Origin of the sequence: Variovorax beijingensis (assembly GCF_003951285.1) — a bacterium.
GTDB classification, from domain to species: domain Bacteria; phylum Pseudomonadota; class Gammaproteobacteria; order Burkholderiales; family Burkholderiaceae_C; genus Variovorax; species Variovorax beijingensis.
The window spans coordinates 129528-150032 of sequence record NZ_RXFQ01000011.1; the positions used below are offsets into that span (position 1 = coordinate 129528).

A 20505-nucleotide genomic window follows, 5' to 3' on the forward strand; every position below is an offset into this window, starting at 1 on the left:
ATGGGCAACAGATCTTCGCCTGTCTTTTAGTCGAAGGTTTCGGCTTGACTCAATGAAACACCGAGTTCGTCTTTCGCGGACAGCACAGGGCCCATGCCGGCATCCGGCCATTCGATACCGATCGTCGCATCGCTCCACACGATACTGCGCTCATGCGCCGGCGCGTAATAGTCGGTGGTCTTGTACAAGAACTCCGCCGTCTCGCTCAGCACCAGGAAGCCGTGCGCAAAGCCCTCGGGCACCCACAGCTGCCGGTGGTTGTCCTCGCTGAGCTCCACCCCCACCCATTTCCCAAACGTCGGCGACGACTTGCGGATGTCCACCGCCACATCGAACACCGCGCCGCGCACCACGCGCACCAGCTTGCCCTGCGGCTGCTGGATCTGGTAGTGCAGGCCCCGCAGCACGCCCTTGGCCGAGCGCGAATGGTTGTCCTGCACGAACTCCACGTGCCGGCCAACGGCCTCGTCGAACGCCTTGCCGTTGAAGCTCTCGTAGAAGAAGCCGCGCGCATCGCCGAAGACCTTCGGCTCGATGATCAGCACCTCGGGAATCGCGGTCGGCGTGGCCTTCACGAGCGCACCTCCTCGGCCAGCAGATGGTTCAGGTACTTGCCGTAGCCGTTCTTCTGCAGCGGCACGGCCAGCCTGGCCAGTTGCTCCCGGTCGATGAAGCCGTTGCGCCATGCAATCTCTTCCGGGCAGGCGATCTTGAGCCCCTGCCGGTGCTCCAGGGTCTGGATGAACTGCGCGGCCTCCAGCAGGCTCTCGTGCGTGCCGGTGTCCAGCCAGGCATAGCCGCGCTGCATGATCTGCACGTTGAGCTGGTCGCGGTCGAGGTAGGCCTGGTTCACGGCCGTGATCTCCAGCTCGCCGCGCGCACTGGGCTTCACGGCCTTGGCGATCTCCACCACCTGGTTGTCGTAGAAGTACAGGCCCGTGACAGCGTAGCTGCTCTTGGGCTTGGCCGGCTTCTCTTCGATGCTGCTGGCCTTGCCGTTTGCATCGAAGGCCACCACGCCATAGCGCTCGGGGTCGTGCACGTGGTAGGCGAACACGGTGGCGCCCGAGGGCTTCGAATCGGCATCGGCCAAGAGATGCGCGAAGTCATGGCCGTAGAAGATGTTGTCGCCCAGCACCAGCGCGCTCGGCGAATTGCCTAAGAATTTGTCGCCGATGATGAAGGCCTGCGCGAGGCCATCGGGGCTGGGCTGCACCGCGTATTGCAGGTTGATGCCCCACTGGCTGCCGTCGCCCAGCAGCTGCTGGAAGCGCGGGGTGTCCTGCGGCGTGCTGATGATCAGGATGTCGCGCATGCCGCCGAGCATCAGCGTGCTGAGCGGGTAGTAGATCATCGGCTTGTCGTACACCGGCAGCAGCTGCTTGCTGAGCGCGAGCGTGGCGGGGTGCAGCCGGGTGCCGGAGCCGCCGGCCAGGATGATGCCTTTGCGTTGGGTGGTCTTCGTGGTCATTGTGTTGTGTTCTCCGCTTCTTGCTGCTTGCTGCTTGCTTGCGTGTGTCGCTTGTTCTGCCGCCAGTCAAAGGGTCTCGCGCAGCATGCGGGCCACGCCCTGCTGCCAGTGCGGCAGCACCAGCCCGAAGGTGGACTGCAGCTTGCGCGTGTCCAGGCGCGAGTTGGCGGGGCGCGTGGCGGGGGTGGGGAAGGCGCTGGTGGGCACGGGGTCGACCGCTTCGGGTCCGGCCTTGAGTTCGACGCCGGCCGCCTTGGCCTGCGCGATCACGAAGCGGGCATAGCCGTGCCAGGTGGTCTCGCCGCCGGCGACTGCGTGGTACAGGCCGGCCTTGGCCGGGTCCTGCAGGGTGGCGCGGATGGCGTGCGCCGTGACGTCGGCCAGCAGCTCGGCGCCGGTGGGCGCGCCGAACTGGTCGTCGATGACGGTCAGGCGGTCGCGCTCCTTGGCGATGCGCAGCATGGTCTTGGCAAAGTTGCCGCCGCGCGCGGCATAGACCCAGCTGGTGCGCAGGATCAGGTGCCTGGCACAGTTCTTTGCCACCAGCTGCTCGCCTTCGAGCTTGGTGCGGCCGTACACGCTGAGGGGGCCGGTGGCGTCGTCTTCCTTCCAGGGCGTGCGGCCGCTGCCGTCGAAGACGTAGTCGGTGGAGTAGTGCACCATGAGCGCGCCGATCTGCTGCGCGGCCAGGGCCACCACGCCGGGCGAGGTGGCGTTGAGCTTGCGCGCGAACTCGGGCTCGCTCTCGGCCTTGTCGACGGCGGTGTGGGCCGCGGCATTGACGATGACGTCGGGGCGCACCTGGAGTACCGTCTCGGCCAGCTGCTCGGGGCGGCTGAAGTCGGCGTGGAAGTCGGTGCTGTCGAAGTCGAGCGCGACCAGCTCGCCCAGCGGCGCGAGGCTGCGCTGCAGCTCCCAGCCGACCTGGCCGCCCTTGCCCAGCAGCAGCAGCTTCATGCCGCCGCCTGGGCCGCGGGGGCGGCGTCGTATTGCTTCTCGACCCATGCGCGGTAGGCGCCGCTTTGCACGTTGCGCACCCATTCGCCGTGGGCCAGGTACCACTGGACGGTCTTGCGGATGCCGCTGTCGAAGGTTTCGGCGGGCTTCCAGCCGAGTTCGCGCTCGAGCTTGCGCGCATCGATGGCGTAGCGCCGGTCGTGGCCGGGGCGGTCGGTGACGTAGCTGATCTGGGCCTTGTAGGGCTGGCCGTCGGCGCGGGGGCTCAGCTCGTCGAGCAGCGCGCAGACGGTGTGGACGATCTCGATGTTGGGCTTCTCGTTCCAGCCGCCGACGTTGTAGGTCTCGCCGAGCCGGCCGGCTTCGAGCACGCGGCGGATGGCGCTGCAGTGGTCCTTGACGTAGAGCCAGTCGCGCACCTGCATGCCGTCGCCGTACACGGGCAGGGGCTTGCCGGCCAGGGCGTTGACGATCATGAGCGGGATGAGCTTCTCGGGGAAGTGGAAGGGCCCGTAGTTGTTGGAGCAGTTGGTGGTGACGACCGGCAGGCCGTAGGTGTGGTGCCAGGCGCGCACGAGGTGGTCGCTGGCGGCCTTGCTGGCCGAGTAGGGGCTGTTGGGCTCGTACTTGTTCTCTTCGGTGAAGGCGGGGTCGCTCTTGGAGAGGGAGCCGTAGACCTCGTCGGTGGACACGTGCAGGAAGCGGAAGGCGGCTTTCTGCTCGGCCGGCAGCGCGCTCCAGTGGCCGCGCACGGACTCGAGCAGGCGGAAGGTGCCCAGCACGTTGGTCTGCACGAAGTCTTCGGGGCCGTGGATGGAGCGGTCCACATGCGATTCCGCGGCAAAGTTCACGATGGCGCGCGGCCGGTGCTCGGCCAGGAGGCGGTCGACCAGGGCGCTGTCGCCGATGTCGCCCTGCACGAAGAGGTGCCGCGGGTCGCCCTTGAGCGACGCGAGGGTCTCCAGGTTGCCGGCGTAGGTCAGTTTGTCGAGGTTCACGACGGGCTCGTCGCTCTGCGCCAGCCAGTCGAGTACGAAGTTGGCGCCGATGAAGCCCGCGCCGCCGGTTACCAGGATCATGAGTCTCCCCGAAGTTTCGAATCAATGACAATTATCCCATTGGTCCGAATTGTCAAAATTCATGGTTGGCGGCTTTGCGGTCCCCGCCTACAATCGTTTCACTGCAGGAGAGCGAGTAGTGCTTATTGCTACTCCACCGAAGGCGCAAACTCCCATAAACGCTCAGGTCGGCCCAACAGATTCTTTGAAGCTCTTTCAAAGAGTTTCGCGGCATGTACTGCATCAACTGACAAGCCGTCTGGAGAGCCATCACCTCGCGTGATGCACCGAAGGAGCAAACCCGTTGCAAGGTGCAACAGGTGAATCTCTCAGGTACCAAGGACAGGGGGAGCGGCAACTTGGACGGCGGTCGTCCGGTTGCTTGCTATTGAATCAGTAGCACACCAAGTCCGCCGTTCAAGTGCCAATCTTCTAAAGGTACTTGAAATGCGTGTGATCGTTCTTGGCGCCGGCCTGCTCGGCGTGACTTCTGCTTACTACCTCCAGCAACTCGGCCACGAGGTGACCGTGATCGACCGGCAGGCCACGCCGGCCGCCGAAACGAGCTTTGCCAACGGCGGGCAGATCTCCGTCAGCCATGCCGAGCCCTGGGCCAATCCGAGCGCTCCGCTCAAGGTGCTGCAATGGCTGGGCAAGGAAGACGCGCCGCTGCTCTTTCGCATCCGCGCCGACATGCGCCAGTGGCTTTGGGGCCTGCAGTTCCTGCGCGAATGCACGCCGGCGCGCACCAGGCACAACATCGAGCAGATCGTGCGCCTGGGCACCTACAGCCGCGAAATGCTGCAGCAGCTGCGTCGCGATACCGGCCTCGACTACGACCAGCGCACGCAAGGCATCCTGCATTTCTATACGACGCAGAAAGAATTCGACAGCGCCCTCGAGCCCGCCGAGCAGATGCGCGCACTCGGCTGCGAGCGCCAGGTGATCTCGGCCGACGAGGCCGTGAAGATCGAGCCCGCGCTCGCCCACATCCGCCCGAAGCTGGCCGGCGCCACCTATACGGCGGAGGACGAGTCCGGCGACGCGAATCTTTTTGCACGCGAGCTGGCAAAGCGCGCGGCCGCGGCCGGCGTGAAGTTCCTCATGAGCCACACGGTCACGGCGCTGCGCGAGGCCGGCGGCAGCATCGACCACGTCGAAGCCACCGACAGCGAAGGCCGCTTCCAGCGCATCCGCGGCGACGCCTTCGTGCTCGCGATGGGCTCGCTGAGCCCGATCGTTGCCGCGCCGCTGGGCATTCGGCTGCCGATCTATCCGGCCAAGGGCTATTCGGTAACGCTGCCCGTCAAAGACGCCTCCAAGGCCCACCAGGTTTCGCTGACCGACGACGAATACAAGCTCGTGTTCTCGCGCTACACCTCGGCCAGCGGCGATCGCCTGCGCATTGCCGGCACGGCCGAGCTCAACGGCTACGACCGCGACCTGAACCGCGTGCGCTGCGAAGCCATCGTGCGGCGCGTCGAAGAACTCTTCCCGGGTGCCGGCGACACCACGCAGGCCCAGTTCTGGACCGGCCTGCGCCCCGCGACGCCGAGCAACGTGCCGCTGATCGGCAAGACGAAACTGCCGAACCTGTTCCTCAACACCGGCCATGGCACGCTCGGCTGGACGCACGCCTGCGGATCAGGCAGGTCGATCGCGCGCATCGTGAGCGGGCTCGCGCCCGAGGTCGACTTTGCGTTCACCGGCATGCCTGCGCCGGCGGCGCGCGTGCTGCAGCCGGCCTGAACGCCGGCGGGCAGGGCGAGGGAAGCTCAGTCCTTGCTGGTGAACACCGTCAGCACGCCGGTGTAGCCGTACAGGTGGTGGCGGGCAATCTCGCCCGCGGCGAAGAAGCCGACCAGCGGCACGTCGCCGAGCGCGTGCCGCACGATCTGCAGCTCGGCGCCCGGCGCGCCGAAATGCGGCCCGCCGCGTCCCGAGCAGCTCACGTACACCGCGCCCGCGATGCGGCGCGCCGGATGCGGCGCGGCCTCGGCCTCGCCGGCCGCGACGGCGCGCGCGGTGGCCAGCGTCTGCTCCTCGGGCTCGAGTTCCTCCCGGATTTCCGCGCAGATGCGCATCAGGTCGGCGCGCGCGGCTTGCGCATTGCGTCGGCAGAAGGTCAGGCGCATGCCGGCCTCCGCCACGTCGGCAATCGCGATGCCGCGGCGCGTGGGGTCCAGGCCGATGATGTGGCGCACCAGCACGTCGGCCCCCAGGTCGCCGGTGCGGCGGATGCCGTCGCTGCCTGCGTCGGCAAGGCCCACCAGGGTGGCACGCACGGCGTCGATGGCTTCCTGCGGCCGCTCGAGCGATACCTGCAGGTCGGCCAGCAGCACGTCGAGCGCGGGTTCGCCATCGAGCTTGAGCAACAGGTTGCCGTCGGCTTCGGTGATCTCGCGCTCGCGCCCCGCGCCCGAGCGCAGCGGCTGGCAGCCCTGGGTGACGCGCGACACCAGCCGCACGCCCTCGCCGAACACCACGCCCGACAAGCCGCCCGAAAACACGCCGCCCGCTGCGCCGTGCCCGCGGATGTTGCCGTTGCCGCCCACCGCGAACTGCAGCGCCCCGCCGCGGCCCGACGAGAGCCCGCCGAACAGATAGCCGGTGTCGGTGCGGCCCGCCATCTCGCCGATGAGTTCGGTCAGGTCGGGGGTGGCGGGGTCCGCGTGCACCAGCGCCGTATGGGCCTCGAAGCCGCTCATTTCCGAATTGCCCAGCGGCGCCACGCCGGAGAACACGCGGTACTGGTCGCTCGGCAGCGCGCAGAGCATCAGGCTCAGGCCGGGCTCGTCGAAGTATTCGGCGTTGTTGGCCGAGACGCCGATGCCGACCGTGCCCGACCAGTCGGTGACCTCGGGCAGTTCGGCGCTCAGGTGGTCGAGGATGTCCTGCGCGTCCGACGCGTAGTGGTCGGTGATGTAGAGCAGCCCGAGCGTGGGCGACGGCGCGTAGTCGGGCAGCGCCATCTGCGCGCGCAACTGGGCCAGCACGAGGCCGGCTGCCATGCGCCATTGCGGGTGGGTGGCGTGGCCGGAAGGAAACAGCTTCATGATGCGTGCCAACCCGTTCTCTTCAATCTAGGAATGTGTGTGTATGTCGTCAGCGACGGCCGGCCGTTCGCTTGCGCGCGGCGGCCTTCTTTGCGGCGGCGGGCGCTGCCGCCTTCCTGGCCGCGGGTTTCGAGGCTGCAGGAGCCGCCGCCGGCTTGCCCATGGCACTGCCCACCGCATCGGCCAATGGCTGGGCCATGGCCGGCACCTTGAGCTGGGCCGCATCCTGCAGCGCCGAACTCGCGATCTGCTGGAACTGCTCGGTCAGCGAGCCCCACCATTGCATCGGATCGATCACGCCGGCGGCGCTGCCATTGCCGCCCGAAGCGGCAGTGGCCGAGGCCGGCTTGCTGCGCGCCTTCTTTGGCGGGGCCGGGGCTTCTTCCTCGGGCTCGGCTTCCGGTTCGGCTGGCGCAGCGGCCGCTGCAGGCGCCGGCGCGGCCGCTGCAGCCGCCTGCTTGGTGAACGCGCTGGCGATATCTTCCATCCGCACGTTCATGCCGCGCAAGGTCGAAAGCGTCATCTTTTGCACTTCGAGCGCCTGGATGGTGGCCTTGAGCGCGTGGCCGTTCTGCTCGAGCCAATACTGGACCGTCTTGAGTTCCTGGATGCGCTTGTCGACCTCTTCCACGCTCAGCGTGGGGGCCACCCAGCTCGCGAGGCTGGGCAATCCGGGCACCGCACCGCCCGCCGCGCCGCCGGCGCCACCGCCGGCAAGGTTCTTCAGAAAATCGAATCCGGGGACGAATTGGCTGAAGTCGAAGGGTTGGCTGGCGTTGTTCATGCGGAGGTCTCCGGTTGGGTTTTCTTGTGATGCCAGCTTACTCCAAGGCACCGCCGTTTTGGGCCCGCACGCCCTCCCCGCCGCCCCTCAAAGTTCCGCGCGCACCTTGCTGAACACCTTCCAGAACGCCGCGTCCTGCGAGGTCGCGAAATTGATCCGCATCATCGTGCTCGGCGGCCGCCGCGCATGGAACAGCGAGCCCGGCGCGAGCAGGTAGCCCTGGTCGAGCATGCGCTGCGTAAGCGCGTCGGTGTCCACGCCGGTATCGACCCAGCCGAACAGGCCCGCCGGCTCCGACGCGAAGCTGCAGCCATGCGCCATGGCGAGCTTCACCGCGCGGCCGCGCGCGCCGTCGAGCCGGATGCGTATGCGCTCGGCATGCCGCCGCAGTTGCCCCTGGTCGATGCACCACGAAAGCGCCCGCTCGAACAGCGTGGGCGTGGTGAGCGTGGCCAGCAGCTTGGTCTCGAGCAGCCGCTCCTTCAGTTCCGGCGAGGCGGCCAGGAAGCCGATGCGCCAGTTGGGCGCCAGGATCTTGGCGAACCCGCTGACGTAGATGGTGCGCTGCAGCCCGTCGAGCGCGCTGAGCCGCGTGGCGTGCTCGGGCGCGAGGTGGCTGTAGGTGTCGTCCTCGACGATGTGGAAGTCGTGCTCGTTGGCCAGCTTGAGCACGCGGTGCGCGCTGCCGGGCGTGAGGCTGTAGCCGGTCGGGTTGTGCAGCACGCTCACGCTCACGAAGAGCTTGGGGCTGTGCAGCAGGCAGTACTGCGCCATCACCTCCAGGTCGGGCCCGTCGGCGCGGCGCGGCACCGGCAGGATGCGCATGCCCAGCGCCTCGAGCCGCGCGAACTCCAGCGCCCAGCCGGGCTCCTCGACCATCACCGGATCGCCCGCGCGCAGCAGCGTGCGGCTCACGATGTCGAGCGCGTGCGTGGCGCCCACCGTGGTCACGATCTGGTCGGGCGCGGCGGGCACGTTGATGCCCACGAGCTTGTTCGACAGGCTGCGGCGCAGCGCCGCGTCGCCCGAGGGTTCGCCGTACTGGAGCGACAGCTCCTGCAGCGCCGCTGTACTGGTCATGCGGCGCACGGCCGTCGGCATGAAGGTGGACGACATCCATTCGGGCGGAAACACGCCCATGCCCGGCTGCGGCTTGTCGCTGGGCCGGTGGAACATGCTGCGGATGAGCGAGCTCGCATCGGCCGGCACGCGCGAGGCCATCATCTGGATGACCATGGGCGCCGCATTGGGCGGGCGCCCCTCCTGCACCGGCGCCGAGTCGCGCACGTAGAAGCCTCGCTGGCGGCGCGCCTCGACCAAACCCTGCGCCAGCAGCTGGTCGTAGGCGGCCACCACCGTGTAGGGGCTCACGCCCTGCTGGCGCGCGCATTCGCGCACCGAGGGCAGGCGCGCACCGGGCGGCAGCAGCCGGGTGCGGATGCGTTCTGCCAGCCGGTCGGCCAATTGCCCCGTGAGCGACTGGGTGGAGGTTCGTGTCAGCATCTGGGACCCGGCTTCTGTGTCGAAAGAAAGACCAATACAGATTTCGAATATGTTCGATCAACTGTATTGGAACTGTAATGGTGTGAAAGTTTAGAGTGTATGCAATGAACTGGCAAGAATTCACCGCGCTGCTGGTGCTGGCCACGGCGATGAGTTTCTCGCCCGGTCCCAACACCACGCTTTCCACCGCCCTGGCGGCCAACGGCGGCCTGCCGCGCGCCATGCGCTTCGTGGTGGCCGTGCCGGTCGGCTGGACGCTGCTGCTGGTGCTGTGCGCGGCCGGCATCGGCGCGCTGGTGGTGGCGGTGCCTTCGCTGCGCCTGGGCATCAAGGCGCTGGGCGTGGGCTACCTGCTCTGGCTGGCGTACAAACTGAGCGGCAGCGGCACGCTCGGCCGCGCCGACGGCGCCAGCCTGAACATCGGCTTCAGCCAGGGCGTGATGCTGCAGTTCGTCAACATCAAGGCCTGGCTGCTCGCGCTCACGCTGGTGGCCGGCTGGATCGCGGGGCAGCCCGATGCGTTCGGGCGCTTCGCCATCGTCGCGCCGGTGATGCTGGTCTACGCCTTCATCAGCAACTTCACCTATGCGCTGGCCGGCGCACTGCTGCGCGAATGGCTCTCCAAGGGAAAGCGCCTGCTGTGGTTCAACCGCGCGATGGGACTGGTGCTGGTGCTCACGGCCTGGTGGATGCTGGGCGTATGAGCAGTCGCCTCCCTATCAAGGACGAGACACTGGGCATGTGGCTTGGCGTGATCGGCGTGGCGCTGTTCGCCATCACCTTGCCGATGACGCGGCTGGCCACCGGCACGCAGGGCGCGCCGCAGCTCTCGCCCTGGTTCGTCACGCTCGGGCGCGCCGCGCTCGCGGGCGTTCTCTCGATGGTCTTCCTGCTCGCCACGCGCTCGCCGCGGCCCGCTGCGCACCAGTGGAAGCCTCTTGGCATGGCGGTGCTCGGCAACGTGATCGGCTATCCGCTGCTGCTGGGCTACGCCTTGCGCGTGGTCACGGCCAGCCACGCGGCGGTGGTGACGGCGCTGCTGCCGCTCGTGACCGCGGCGGTCGCGGCCTGGGTGCTGCACCAGCGCGCGCGGCTCGGCTTCTGGCTCTGCGCCATCGCGGGCAGCGTGCTGGTGGTGCTGTTCTCGGTGCTGCGCGCGAACCAGGGCGGCCATGGCTTCGGCTTCGAATGGGCCGACCTGCTGCTGGTCGGCGCGGTGGTCGCGGCTTCGTTCGGCTACATCTACGGCGCACAGGTCACGCCATCGCTCGGCGCCGAGCGCGTGATCTGCTGGGTCTGCGTGATGGCGCTGCCGGTGACGCTGCCCGCCACGCTGGCGATGTGGCCCGCGGAGCCCATCGCCACCTCGGCCTGGCTGGGCTTCGTCTACGTGGGCGTGTTCTCGATGTGGATCGGCTTCTTTGCCTGGTACCGCGGCCTGGCCCTGGGCGGCGCGCTGCGCGTGAGCCAGACGCAGCTGCTGCAGCCCTTTCTCTCCATCCTTGCATCCATTCCGCTGCTGGGCGAACCGCTCGACGTGGTCACGCTGGGCTTTGCCATGGCCGTGGTCTGCACGGTGGTGCTCGGCAAGCGCCTTTCGCAGCCGCAGCCCGCGCAGCCCGTTCGTGCCGTTTCGCCGCGCGCAGCGAATGCCGAACAATCCTGATCACACCCCACCCGACTGAAAGAAGACCCCATGAACTGGAAACTCGCCGCCCGCGCCGCCAAGATGAATCCGTCGGTGCTGCGCGAAATCCTCAAGGTCACCGAGCGCCCCGGCATCATCAGCCTGGCCGGCGGCCTGCCCTCGCCCAAGACCTTCCCGATCCAGGCCTTTGCCGACGCCTGCGCCGAGGTGCTGCACAACGACGGCCAGGCGGCGCTGCAATACGCCGCAAGCGAAGGCTATGCGCCGCTGCGCCAGGCGGTGGCCGACATGCTGCCGTGGAACGTCGATCCCGCGCAGGTGCTCATCACCACCGGCTCGCAGCAGGGGCTCGACCTGGTGGCCAAGGTGCTCATCGATCCGGGCAGCAAGGTGCTGGTCGAGACGCCCACCTACCTGGGCGCGCTGCAGGCCTTCGGCCCGATGGAGCCGAATCCGGTGAGCGTGGCGAGCGACGACGAGGGCGTGATCGTCGAGGACCTGGTGGCCAAGGCGAAGGATGGGCGCTTCATCTACCTGCTGCCCAATTTCCAGAACCCCACCGGCCGCACCATGACCGAGGCGCGCCGCGCGGCGGTGTCGGTCGCCGCGGCCGCCGCCGGCCTGCCGATCGTCGAGGACAACCCGTACGGCGAACTGTGGTTCGACGAAGCCCCGCCGCTGCCGCTGACCGCGCGCAACCCCGAGGGCTGCATCTACCTGGGTTCGTTCTCGAAGGTGCTGGCACCGGGCCTGCGCCTGGGCTTCCTGGTGGCGCCGAAGGCCATTTTTCCGAAGCTGCTGCAGGCCAAGCAGGCGGTCGACCTGCACACGCCGATCTTCACGCAGCGCATGGTCTCGGCCGTGATGAAGGACAACTTCCTCGAGCGCCATGTGCCCACCATCCGCGCGCTCTACAAGCGCCAGCGCGACGCGATGATGGCCGCGCTCACGCGCGAGATGGCCGGGCTGGACGTGAAGTTCAACGCGCCCAAGGGCGGCATGTTCCTGTGGGCGCGCCTGCCCGAGGGCATCGACACCGTCGCGCTGCTGCCCAAGGCGGTGGAGCGCAACGTGGCCTTCGTGCCGGGCGCGCCCTTCTATGCGGACCAGGGCGATCCGCGCACGCTGCGGCTGTCGTTCGTGACCGCCAGCGTCGAGGAGATCGACACCGCGATCTCCGCGCTGGCCCTGACGCTGCGCGAAGAGCTGGCGCTGCTGGGCGAACGCAGGCTCGCGCCCGAACCCGTCTGAGCCGCAGCACGAGGCAGACCACGATGCACATCGCCATCCTGACTTTCGACGGCTTCAACGAACTCGACTCGCTGATCGCGCTCGGGGTGCTCAACCGCATCAAGCGGCCGGGCTGGCGCGTGACGCTGGCCGCGCCCAGCGCCACGGTCACCTCGATGAATGGCGTCACCGTGCATGCGAGCTCCACGCTCGAGGCCGCTGCCGAGGCCGGCGCGGTGCTCGTCGGCAGCGGCATCCGCACGCGCGAGATCGCGGCCGATCCGGCCATCATGGGCGTGCTGCGCCGCCTCGATGCGGGGCGGCAGCTGATCGGCGCGCAGTGCTCGGGCACGCTGCTGCTCGCCAAGCTGGGCCTCTTGGGCGCGGTGCCGGCCTGCACCGACCTCACGACCAAGCCCTGGGTGCAGGAGGCCGGCGTCGAGGTGCTCAACCAGCCCTTCTTCGCCAAGGGCAACGTGGCGACGGCCGGCGGCTGCCTGTCGGCGCCCTACCTCGCGGCCTGGCTCATCGCACGCAGCGAAGGCATCGAGGCCGCGAAGAGCGCGCTGCACTACGTGGCGCCGGTGGGCGAGAAGGAAGACTACGTGGCGCGCGCGCTGCGCAACATCGCGCCCTATCTCCCCTCCATTCCAGCGGCCACGGCCGATGCGGCCTGAAGGAAGCACTGCAGGACACACCATGATCAGCCTCGCCACGCTCGCGCTCTTCCTGCTGGCCGTTCTCGCGCTGTTCCTGTCGCCTGGGCCGAACATGGCCTTCGTGCTCTCGCACGGCGTGGCCCACGGCCCGCGCGGCGGCTTCGCGGCGGCGCTGGGCATCTCCTCGGCCGACCTGGTGCACACGCTCTTCGCCGCCACCGGCGTCACGGCGCTGGTGGCAGCCTGGCCGCCCTCCTTCGACCTGCTGCGCTATGCGGGTGCGCTGTACCTGCTGTGGCTCGCGGTGCAGGCCCTCCGCAGCAGCAGCGGCCTCCCGGCGGGAGCGCGTGCGCAGCCATCCGCCTTCGCGCGCATCGTGCGCATGGCCTTCCTGAACAACCTCGTCAATCCGAAGGCGCTGCTGTTCTTCATGGTGTTCCTGCCGCAGTTCGTCGACCCGGCGCGCGGCAGCGTGCCCTTGCAACTGGTGCAGCTCGGCGTCATGCTGTCGGCAGCCGCGCTCGCGTTCAACACGCTGCTCGGCGCCTGCAGCGGGCAGCTCGGCCGCTGGCTGCAGCGCCGCCCGGGGGCCGAAAAGTTCCAGCGCGGCCTGCTGGCCCTGGTGATGGTCGGCCTGGCGATCCGCCTGCTGCTGCTCGACCGTCCCGCCGTGCCATCCGCCCTGTCCGCCACACCTGTCCAAGGAAGCTGAACACCATGCTCAATATCTGGGGCCGCATCAGTTCGATCAACGTGCGCAAGGTCGTCTGGTGCGCGCAGGAACTCGGGCTCGACTTTCAACGCACCGAGGCCGGCGGCCGGTTCGGCGTGGTGCAGACGCCCGAGTACCTGGCGCTCAACCCGAACGCGATGGTGCCCACCATCGACGACGGCGAAGGCAGCGATCGCGTCACGCTCTGGGAATCGAACGTGATCGTGCGCTATCTCTGCGCCAGGCATTCGCACGGCAAGTTCTACCCGAGCGAGCTGCCCGCGCGCTTCGATGCCGAGCGCTGGATGGACTGGCAGCAGACCACGCTCAACCGCGCGAGCCGCGATGCCTTCGTGCAATGGGTGCGCACGCTGCCGGCCGAGCGCGAACCGGCGCTGATCGCGGCCTCGGTCCGTGCGAGCGAGGCGCTGTTCGCCATGCTCGACGCGCACCTGGCCCGGCAGCCCTTCATGGCCGGCGACCGTTTCACCATGGCCGACATTCCCATCGGCTGCGAGGCGCACCGCTGGTTCGGCCTGCCGCCGGCCGAATACCAGCGCCCGAGCTGGCCGAACCTCGAACGCTGGTACGGCGAACTGATCTCCCGGCCGGGCACGCGCGGCGTGCTCGATCTCCCGCTCGAATGAAAAGCATGAAACCCCGCCCGTTCAAACAAGTCGACGTCTTCACCGCCACGCCCTACCTCGGCAATCCGCTCGCCGTGGTGCTCGACGGCAGCGGCCTGGGCGACGCCGAGATGCAGCGCTTCGCGCAGTGGACCAATCTTTCGGAAACCACCTTCCTGCTGCCGCCGACCGAGCCCTCGGCCGACTACCGCGTGCGCATCTTCACGCCCGGCGGCGAGCTGCCTTTCGCGGGCCATCCCACCATCGGCAGCTGCCACGCCTGGCTGCAGGCCGGCGGCAAGCCCAAGGCGGCGGGCCGGATCGTGCAGCAGTGCGCGGCCGGCCTGGTGCCGCTGCGCCATGAAGGCGAGCGCCTGGCCTTCTCGGCCCCGCCGCTCAAGCGCAGCGCGCCGAGCCCCACGCTGCTGGCCAAGGTGGCGGGTGCGCTGGGCCTGAAGGCGCAGCAGGTCGTCGCGGCCCAGGTGCTCGACAACGGCCCGGTCTGGTTCGGTCTGCTGCTCAGCGATGCCGACACCGTGCTCCGGCTGGTGCCCGACCACCGCATGCTCAAGGAACTGGGCGTGAAGGCCGGCGTGGCGGGCATGCCTGCGGCAGAAGGCTCGTCGATGCTGATCGGCCGTTCGAACCGCGAGGCGCGCGCCTTCGGCGGCAAGGCCGCGGTCGAAGAAGACGACGGCCCGAAGATCGACCTCGAGGTGCGCGCTTTCGCCGCGCCCATCGGCGTGGAAGAAGATCCGGTCACCGGCAGCCTCAACGCCAGCCTCGCCGAATGGCTGATTGCCGACGGCCACATGCCCGCGCGCTACGTGGCCGCGCAGGGCCAGTGCCTCGGCCGTTCCGGGCGCGTGTACATCGAGCGCGACGCCGACGGCAAGGTGTGGGTCGGCGGCGATGCCGCGACCTGCATCGACGGCCAGGTCACGCTGTAAGGCAAGGCACCATGCACGCACAGCTCGACCACCTGGTGATCGCCGCCGCCTCGCTGGCCGAGGGCGTGGCCTGGTGCGAGGCCACGCTGGGCGTGACGCCGGGCCCCGGCGGTTCGCATCCGCTGATGGGCACGCACAACCGGCTGCTGAACATCGCGACCGCCGCCTTTCCCCAGGCCTACCTGGAAATCATCGCGATCGAGCCCGGCAAGCAGCCATCGCGCCCCGGCACGCGTCGCTGGTTCGACCTCGACGACCCCGTGCTGCAGGCCGGGCTCGCACAACACGGGCCGCGGCTGGTGCACTTCGTTGCGCGCGTGCCCGATGCGCGGGCCGCGCTGCAGGCGCTGGCGCGCGAGGAGCACGCGCACATCGACCGCGGCCAACTGCTCGAAGCCTCGCGCGACACGCCCGCCGGCCGGCTCGAATGGCAGATCACGGTGCGCGACGATGGCCAGCGCCTCTTCTACGGCGCGCTGCCCACGCTGATCCAGTGGGGCCCCGTGCATCCCACCGACGCCATGCCCGGCTCGGGCCTCGCGATGCGCTCGCTGCAGGCCACGCATCCGCGCGCGGCCGACCTGGCCGCGGCGCTGTCGGCCATCGGCATGGCCGGCATGGCGGTGCAAGCCGGCGCGCCCAATCTGGTGGCCGTGCTCGACACGCCCCGCGGCCCCGTCACGCTTCAATCCGAAGGACTCTGACATGCTGAGCCTGACCGAAATCGCCTGGTTCGCACTCGCCTCGCTGCTGCTGGCGCTCACGCCGGGGCCGAACATGATCTATTGCGTGTCGCGCACGCTCATCCAGGGCCGGCGCGCCGGACTGGTCTCGCTCGGCGGCGTGATGTTGGCCTTTCTTGCGCACCTGTTCGCGGCCGCACTCGGCCTCACCGCGCTGCTGCTGGCGGTGCCGCTCGCGTTCGACGCGATCCGGCTGGCTGGCGCCGCCTATCTGCTGTGGCTCGCATGGCAGGCGGTCAAGCCCGGCGGCAATGCGCCCTTCGAGGCGCGCGTGCTGCCGGCCGATCCGCCGGGCAAGCTGTTTCGCATGGGCTTTCTCACCAACCTGCTGAACCCGAAGGTCGCGATGTTCTACCTCTCGTTCTTTCCGCAGTTCATCCACCCCGAGCGCGGTTCGGTGCTGCTGCAGAGCATGCAGCTGGGCATCGCGCAGATGGCGAGCAGCGCCGCGGTCAACACCGCGGTGATCCTCGGCGCCGCGAGCATCACGGCCGTGCTGTCGCAAAGCGCCGGCTGGCTGCGCGCGCAGCGCTACGTCATGGGCAGCGTGCTGGCGGCACTGGCGGTGCGTGTGGCGCTGACGGAACGCAGGTAGGACCGCAATCTGGCGGCCGGATAATCCTGTGGCATGAGTTGGTCCGCCTCCCGATTCCTTGTTCAGCGCGCCCGACTGAAACGCCTCCTTCGCATCCCCGAATGGCAGTCGATGCTGGCCTGGGCCGCCGTGGCCGGGCTGCTCGGTACCGCAGCGACCGAAGCCTTCCGGCTGCTGCTGCACTGGCTCGACCTTGCCGTGCTGGGCCAGGGCGAAGGCCTGGTGGCCCTGGCGCAGAGTCTTCCGGCATGGGCGCGGGTGGCAGTGCCTGCGGCGGGAGGGCTGATCGCCGGCGCGCTCCTGGTGCTGGCGCGCCGGCTCGGCAAGCCGGAGACGAAATCCGACTGCATGGAAGCGATCGTGCTCGGGGACGGGCGGATCCCGGCGGCACAGACCATGGCGCGCAGCGCCTCCTCGCTGGCCAGCATCGCCAGCGGTGGTTCCATCGGCCGCGAGGGCTCGATGGTTCAGCTGGCGGCAATCAGATCATGCTGCCGCTGATGGCCGCCAGCGTGGTGGCGTACTTCATCGTGCGGTCGACCCGGTCCGGCTCGATGTACGAGATCACCGAACACCGGCAGACCGAGCGCGAGCGGCTTCGCGCGTCCGACATGACGGCCAAAGGCACGGCGTCCGGCCACGGCCGATGCGCCAGCGATTTTCTCAGCCGCGAGATTCCTCCCATCACCCAGGACGTGAACCTTGGAACTGCGCTGCAGCGCTTCATCGAGCATCAGGGCGACGCCTCCCCGTCGTGCGAAGCGTGAATGATCCCGGGCTCCTTGGCGTGCTTCACAAGACCGCCCTGCTTCAAACCTACGCGCGCCTCAGCGAGCAATGCCATCCCGGGAAGCTCTCGACAACGGATTGCATTCCTGGACTCCACATGGACCGGTTCCCCTGCGCTGCCACTCGCGCAAGCCTTGTCAGTCGTTGACGCAACTGTCTTCCGCGGGCACGAGGCATTCGGGCAGGTCGGCTCCCACGGCCCCTCCCCGGGTGCGGATGGTGGAGCTGGCGGCAGCGGCCACCGCCAGGCCGCGCGGCAGCAATATCCACAGCTGGCCCCGCTCCTTCATGCGGCGCGCCTGGGTCGCGGCCTGTTGGCCGTTTCCGAAGAAGTAGTCTGCCCGGACAGCACCACGAATCGCGCCGCCCGTATCCTGCGCAATCGTCAGACGCCGCATCGGTGCGCCGCTCCCTGGCGCACGCGTCGAGACGAAGACGGGGTAGCCCAGAGGCGTGCTGCGTGGATCGACCGCGATCGATCGCCCCGCCGACAGCGGCACGCCGAACGCACCAACCGGACCACCCGCCATGGCACTGGCCTCCTTGAAGAAAACATAGCTTGGATCCTTGATTCCAGAGCCGGTCGCCTTGCCGGCGTTGCGCCGTCCCGGCACCATCACCGCGCCGCTGGTCTTGGGAAGGGCAAGCGTGAAGCCACGCGTGCGGATCACGGATACGTCGGTATCGCCATCCACACCATCGTCCTCATCGCCATCGTCCAACTCGAGCTCGATTGACGAGCCGCGCACCTTGACCGGACTGCGAGCCTTGCCGGATGCCGATTGCGCCAGACTGGGCCTGAACGGCTGTCCGTTCTGCTCCGCGTACGCGACGCGGATCACTTCTCCGTTGTTCAGGCGGATGCGTCCGGACCCCTGGATCTGCATCTCGTAGAGCGCTGTCGCGCTGCTCACGAACGCGAGCACCTTGGCGTTCGGCGCGCCTTTGGTCTCGATCTCTTCACGGGTGAAATAGGGCAGGAGTCGATTCCCCTCGATGCGAAGGCGAACCTTGCGATCCAGGGTGTCTCGCGTGATGCTCGACAGGTCGAGTGCATACAGGCCTGGCGCCCCCATGTCCCGCGTGCTCAATCCGCCTTGAACGGCCACGTTGCGGCCCTTCACGCGTGCGGCCACAACGCCGTTGCCCGCAGGCAGCTTGCGTGCATCTGCAAAGAGCAAGTCCTGCGGTTGCGCATACACCGGGTAGATGTTGGGCGGCTCATATTGTCGGCTGCCGGCGATCTCGGGTTCAAAATAGCCGGTGACCACGCCATCGGGGCGTCGGTCGTCGTCCCGAATCTGATAGGCGGAGAACTCGCGCTCGAAGAAGTTGCGTATCGCCACGTCATTGTTGTGGCCCACGCTTCTCGCGCGATCACACACCTGCCGCCATTCGGCGCCACGCCCCGTCAACACCTTGCAGCTGCCCAGGAACGCCGGCCAGCTTTCGGAAAAGTCATCCTGCCGCCACCCGGGGACCAAGTCGAAACCAACCGATGTGTATGTGGCGAGTCGAGTCGAGAACGTACGCGCTCGGCCGGCAATATTGCCACTCGCCGGCGATGACGCAGCCGCGGCAGAGGGGGCGGGAGGCGATTGCCCGGGCTCTACCCCCGCGGAGGGTGTGCTCGCAGGCGGCGGCAACGCAGGAGGCGGCGGTGTTGAGTGCGCGGCCGCAGGTGCCGCAACAGGGGCGGCGAATGGCATCCAGGTCCCGATCGTGCTGCAGCTGGCAAGCGCGGCTGCGAGCGCCACGCTTCCAATTCGCCACCGGGCGGATGAGAAGCAGAGATGCGATTTCATGGGAGGTCCTTGGCACGGAGGTGATCATCTGCAGCGCCCGCACCGAGAGTGCGCTACCGGCTCATGTCCAGCGATACGTTTCTTGCCGCACCGCGAAGATCCGACCCACGGGAGGAAGGCTGGCACCTGGCAATCAAGGCCGAGAGTCGACACGGCAGACAAGGATAGGGACGACTCGCAAATCTGACCATCTGTACGACGATCTATCACGAACGATCTAGGGAATGGCTCTCGGTACGGAAATGGCGCGAAGCGGCACGTCCGTGTCCCGTCAAGGTGGTGATCTCCCCGGTTGAAAGTACCAGCCGGATTGCTCAAGATGGCGGATTGTTCAGACACGCGATGCAGGCACCAGAACATGAATCGAATTTTTGCCCTGAGCCCGCTTCTCGCGCTGGTCGCCTGCGCGGGAAGCGGGCTGATCGCCGGCAAGGCGCAGGGGCAATCCTCGGATATCCGCTCTGTCCAGGTGATCGGCGAGTCTGCAATCGATCTGAGAACCCGCGCCATCCTCGAAGCGTCCCGGCAGTGCGGGGCGCAGGGCAAGCACGCCCGCATCGTCGAAGTGACCTCCAAGGGCCTCACCCTCTTCAGCCACAAGCCGGAGGCCGAGGCGGTGTTTCACTGCGAGTAGGTGCGCGACGCGCAAGGTTCGGCTCCCTCCGAAGGGATCTGGCTAGAGTGCCGCGCCTGCCCGCAGCACCGAATTTCAATGCCCATTCGACCGATTCCTCTGATTTCCCTTGCCCTTTTCGCTTGGCTTGGTGTGCCTCTTCGGCATGGGCGGAGCCGATAGCGGCGGCGAGGATGGCCGAGCGCTACCTCGACGTTCAGCGTTGCATCGAGCGCACCATCGGCAAGCAATGGCCGCAGAAGTACGGGATCGTTCTCGCCCGAAACCAGTGGGGCGCAATCGAAGCGACAGAGCGTTCGATCGATACCGCGCCACAGGCGAACCCCGTCCCTGAGCGCAAATCCTGTGCCGATCAGCGCGCACGCACAGAGGGAAGAGTCCGCATCCGGTCTTTCCCACGCACAGGCAATCGAGCGAGGCGTCAGGGAAGCGGCTGCGTATTGGCCGTGTCCAGCGGCAGGCGCGACACCTCCGCCAGCAGCAGCGCGAGCTGCTCCGCAGCCGCATCGACGACCGCCTGGCCGCGCGGCGCCGTCGCGGCGGCGGCGTTGCCCGCGGCGCCCTGCGCGTTGTAGTCCTCCATGGCCCAGCCGAGCTTGGCGCTCTTGCCGTTGCCGAGAATCGCGTAGCCGGCCGCGCGCTGCTCGGAGGTGGAGCGGAAATTCTTCGCCTCGCCCATGCGCACCTGCTGCGGCGCAAGCGCCAGCATCATCGAGGTCTCGATCTCGCCCGCATGCACGCCGAAGCGGTGCTCGCCGGCGCCGAACTGCGCGCCCGCATCGCCCAGCGGCAGGTTGAACCAGCTCACGCTGTAGACGATGAGGCCGTGCGCCGCGCGAAGTTCGCGCGCCACGATGTCCATCGCGCCCACATGGCCGCCGTGCGCGTTGAACAGCACCAGCTTCTTCACGCCGGCATGCGCCACACCGGCGCCGATTTCCTTCCACATGCGGATCACCGTTTCGGCCGACAGCGTGAGCGTGCCCGCGAAGCGCGCGTGCTCGGGGCTCAGGCCGATCTGCTGCGTCGGCAAAAACAGCACCGGCAGTCCGGCCGGCAGCAGCGGCAGCGATGCGGCCACGATGCCGTCGGCCAGCACCGTGTCCACACCCAGCGATAGATGGGGCCCATGCTGTTCGGTGGCGCCGAGCGGCAGCACCGCGACCGTGGCGGCCGCGTCGAGCGCCGCGAAATCGCGCGTGGTGAGTTGGGACCAGAAGCGGGGCAAGGAGGCCGGTTGTGCGTGCATCTTGCGATCTTAGGCTGACGCGCCGCCGGCGCCCAG

Annotated in this window: 22 protein-coding genes and 1 riboswitch; of the genes, 13 read left to right on the top strand and 9 right to left on the bottom strand. The window is 68.3% G+C overall.

What is annotated here, in order from left to right; genetic code table 11:
• Positions 1-26: 26 nt before the first annotated feature.
• The 4 genes from rfbC to rfbB form a co-directional block, all read right to left on the bottom strand.
• On the bottom strand, positions 27-575 hold the full coding sequence (gene rfbC / locus EJO66_RS19865) for a dTDP-4-dehydrorhamnose 3,5-epimerase (RefSeq protein ID WP_125965852.1): 549 nt from the start codon (positions 573-575) through the stop codon (positions 27-29).
• On the bottom strand, positions 572-1471 hold the full coding sequence (rfbA, locus tag EJO66_RS19870) for a glucose-1-phosphate thymidylyltransferase RfbA (protein WP_125965853.1): 900 nt from the start codon (positions 1469-1471) through the stop codon (positions 572-574). The genes rfbC and rfbA overlap by 4 nt, the downstream gene beginning before the upstream one ends.
• A 66-nt stretch (positions 1472-1537) precedes the next feature.
• A complete protein-coding gene (rfbD, locus tag EJO66_RS19875) occupies positions 1538-2428 on the bottom strand; it encodes a dTDP-4-dehydrorhamnose reductase (RefSeq protein WP_125965854.1) in 891 nt (296 codons plus the stop codon).
• Positions 2425-3507 carry a dTDP-glucose 4,6-dehydratase gene (rfbB, locus tag EJO66_RS19880; protein ID WP_125965855.1) on the bottom strand — a complete coding sequence of 361 codons (1083 nt, stop codon included), beginning with the start codon at positions 3505-3507 and terminating at the stop codon, positions 2425-2427. The genes rfbD and rfbB overlap by 4 nt, the downstream gene beginning before the upstream one ends.
• A 228-nt stretch (positions 3508-3735) precedes the next feature.
• Positions 3736-3842: riboswitch (glycine riboswitch) on the top strand.
• Positions 3843-3933: 91 nt separating this feature from the next.
• Here rfbB and EJO66_RS19885 point away from each other — a divergent pair.
• A complete protein-coding gene (locus tag EJO66_RS19885) occupies positions 3934-5235 on the top strand; it encodes a D-amino acid dehydrogenase (protein ID WP_125965856.1) in 1302 nt (433 codons plus the stop codon).
• A 26-nt stretch (positions 5236-5261) separates the two neighbouring features.
• Here EJO66_RS19885 and EJO66_RS19890 read toward each other — a convergent pair whose 3' ends face one another.
• The 3 genes from EJO66_RS19890 to EJO66_RS19900 all read right to left on the bottom strand — a co-directional run bounded on the left by EJO66_RS19890 (position 5262) and on the right by EJO66_RS19900 (position 8829).
• Positions 5262-6542 (bottom strand): FIST signal transduction protein, encoded by a 1281-nt coding sequence (locus EJO66_RS19890; RefSeq protein ID WP_124959821.1) that lies wholly within the window; start codon positions 6540-6542, stop codon positions 5262-5264.
• A gap of 49 nt (positions 6543-6591) precedes the next feature.
• The gene (locus EJO66_RS19895) at positions 6592-7326 is read right to left on the bottom strand and encodes a PhaM family polyhydroxyalkanoate granule multifunctional regulatory protein (protein WP_125965857.1); all 735 of its coding nucleotides are present in this window, start codon (positions 7324-7326) and stop codon (positions 6592-6594) included.
• 87 nt (positions 7327-7413) lie between these two features.
• Positions 7414-8829, bottom strand: a complete 1416-nt coding sequence (locus tag EJO66_RS19900) for an aminotransferase-like domain-containing protein (protein WP_125965858.1) — start codon at positions 8827-8829, stop codon at positions 7414-7416.
• Between the two features lie 104 nt (positions 8830-8933).
• Between EJO66_RS19900 and EJO66_RS19905 the strand changes: the two genes are divergently transcribed.
• From EJO66_RS19905 to EJO66_RS19955, 11 genes are read left to right on the top strand one after another with little or no spacing between them, the layout of a single operon-like run.
• Entirely contained in the window at positions 8934-9533 is a 600-nt protein-coding gene (locus tag EJO66_RS19905; protein ID WP_125965859.1) for a LysE family translocator, read from the top strand.
• Positions 9530-10495, top strand: a complete 966-nt coding sequence (locus tag EJO66_RS19910) for a DMT family transporter (protein ID WP_125965860.1) — start codon at positions 9530-9532, stop codon at positions 10493-10495. The genes EJO66_RS19905 and EJO66_RS19910 overlap by 4 nt, the downstream gene beginning before the upstream one ends.
• A 30-nt stretch (positions 10496-10525) precedes the next feature.
• Positions 10526-11728, top strand: a complete 1203-nt coding sequence (locus tag EJO66_RS19915; protein WP_125965861.1) for an aminotransferase-like domain-containing protein — start codon at positions 10526-10528, stop codon at positions 11726-11728.
• A 23-nt stretch (positions 11729-11751) separates the two neighbouring features.
• Positions 11752-12384, top strand: coding sequence for a DJ-1/PfpI family protein (locus tag EJO66_RS19920; protein ID WP_125965862.1), 633 nt, complete (start codon positions 11752-11754; stop codon positions 12382-12384).
• A gap of 22 nt (positions 12385-12406) precedes the next feature.
• The gene (locus EJO66_RS19925; RefSeq protein WP_125965863.1) at positions 12407-13078 is read left to right on the top strand and encodes a LysE family translocator; all 672 of its coding nucleotides are present in this window, start codon (positions 12407-12409) and stop codon (positions 13076-13078) included.
• A gap of 5 nt (positions 13079-13083) precedes the next feature.
• Positions 13084-13725: a glutathione S-transferase family protein gene (locus EJO66_RS19930; protein WP_125965864.1), complete on the top strand. Its 642-nt coding sequence runs from the start codon at positions 13084-13086 to the stop codon at positions 13723-13725.
• Between the two features lie 5 nt (positions 13726-13730).
• Complete coding sequence (locus EJO66_RS19935) at positions 13731-14654, top strand: PhzF family phenazine biosynthesis protein (protein ID WP_206168862.1); 924 nt, start codon at positions 13731-13733, stop codon at positions 14652-14654.
• An 11-nt stretch (positions 14655-14665) separates the two neighbouring features.
• A complete protein-coding gene (locus tag EJO66_RS19940; RefSeq protein WP_125965866.1) occupies positions 14666-15358 on the top strand; it encodes a VOC family protein in 693 nt (230 codons plus the stop codon).
• 1 nt (position 15359) lies between these two features.
• Positions 15360-15992, top strand: a complete 633-nt coding sequence (locus EJO66_RS19945; protein ID WP_125965867.1) for a LysE family translocator — start codon at positions 15360-15362, stop codon at positions 15990-15992.
• Positions 15993-16025: 33 nt separating this feature from the next.
• Positions 16026-16493, top strand: a complete 468-nt coding sequence (locus tag EJO66_RS19950) for a chloride channel protein (protein ID WP_125965868.1) — start codon at positions 16026-16028, stop codon at positions 16491-16493.
• A complete protein-coding gene (locus EJO66_RS19955) occupies positions 16481-16759 on the top strand; it encodes a hypothetical protein (protein WP_125965869.1) in 279 nt (92 codons plus the stop codon). Before EJO66_RS19950 ends, EJO66_RS19955 begins: the two co-directional genes overlap by 13 nt.
• 159 nt (positions 16760-16918) lie before the next feature.
• On the opposite strand, the gene EJO66_RS19960 is transcribed toward EJO66_RS19955, so the two are convergent.
• Positions 16919-18127: an MltA domain-containing protein gene (locus EJO66_RS19960; protein WP_338067580.1), complete on the bottom strand. Its 1209-nt coding sequence runs from the start codon at positions 18125-18127 to the stop codon at positions 16919-16921.
• Positions 18128-18944: 817 nt separating this feature from the next.
• Between EJO66_RS19960 and EJO66_RS19965 the strand changes: the two genes are divergently transcribed.
• On the top strand, positions 18945-19220 hold the full coding sequence (locus EJO66_RS19965; RefSeq protein ID WP_125965870.1) for a hypothetical protein: 276 nt from the start codon (positions 18945-18947) through the stop codon (positions 19218-19220).
• Positions 19221-19641: 421 nt separating this feature from the next.
• Here the strand turns inward: EJO66_RS19965 and EJO66_RS19970 are convergent, their stop codons facing one another.
• A complete protein-coding gene (locus EJO66_RS19970; protein ID WP_125965871.1) occupies positions 19642-20469 on the bottom strand; it encodes a creatininase family protein in 828 nt (275 codons plus the stop codon).
• Positions 20470-20505 lie beyond the last annotated feature (36 nt).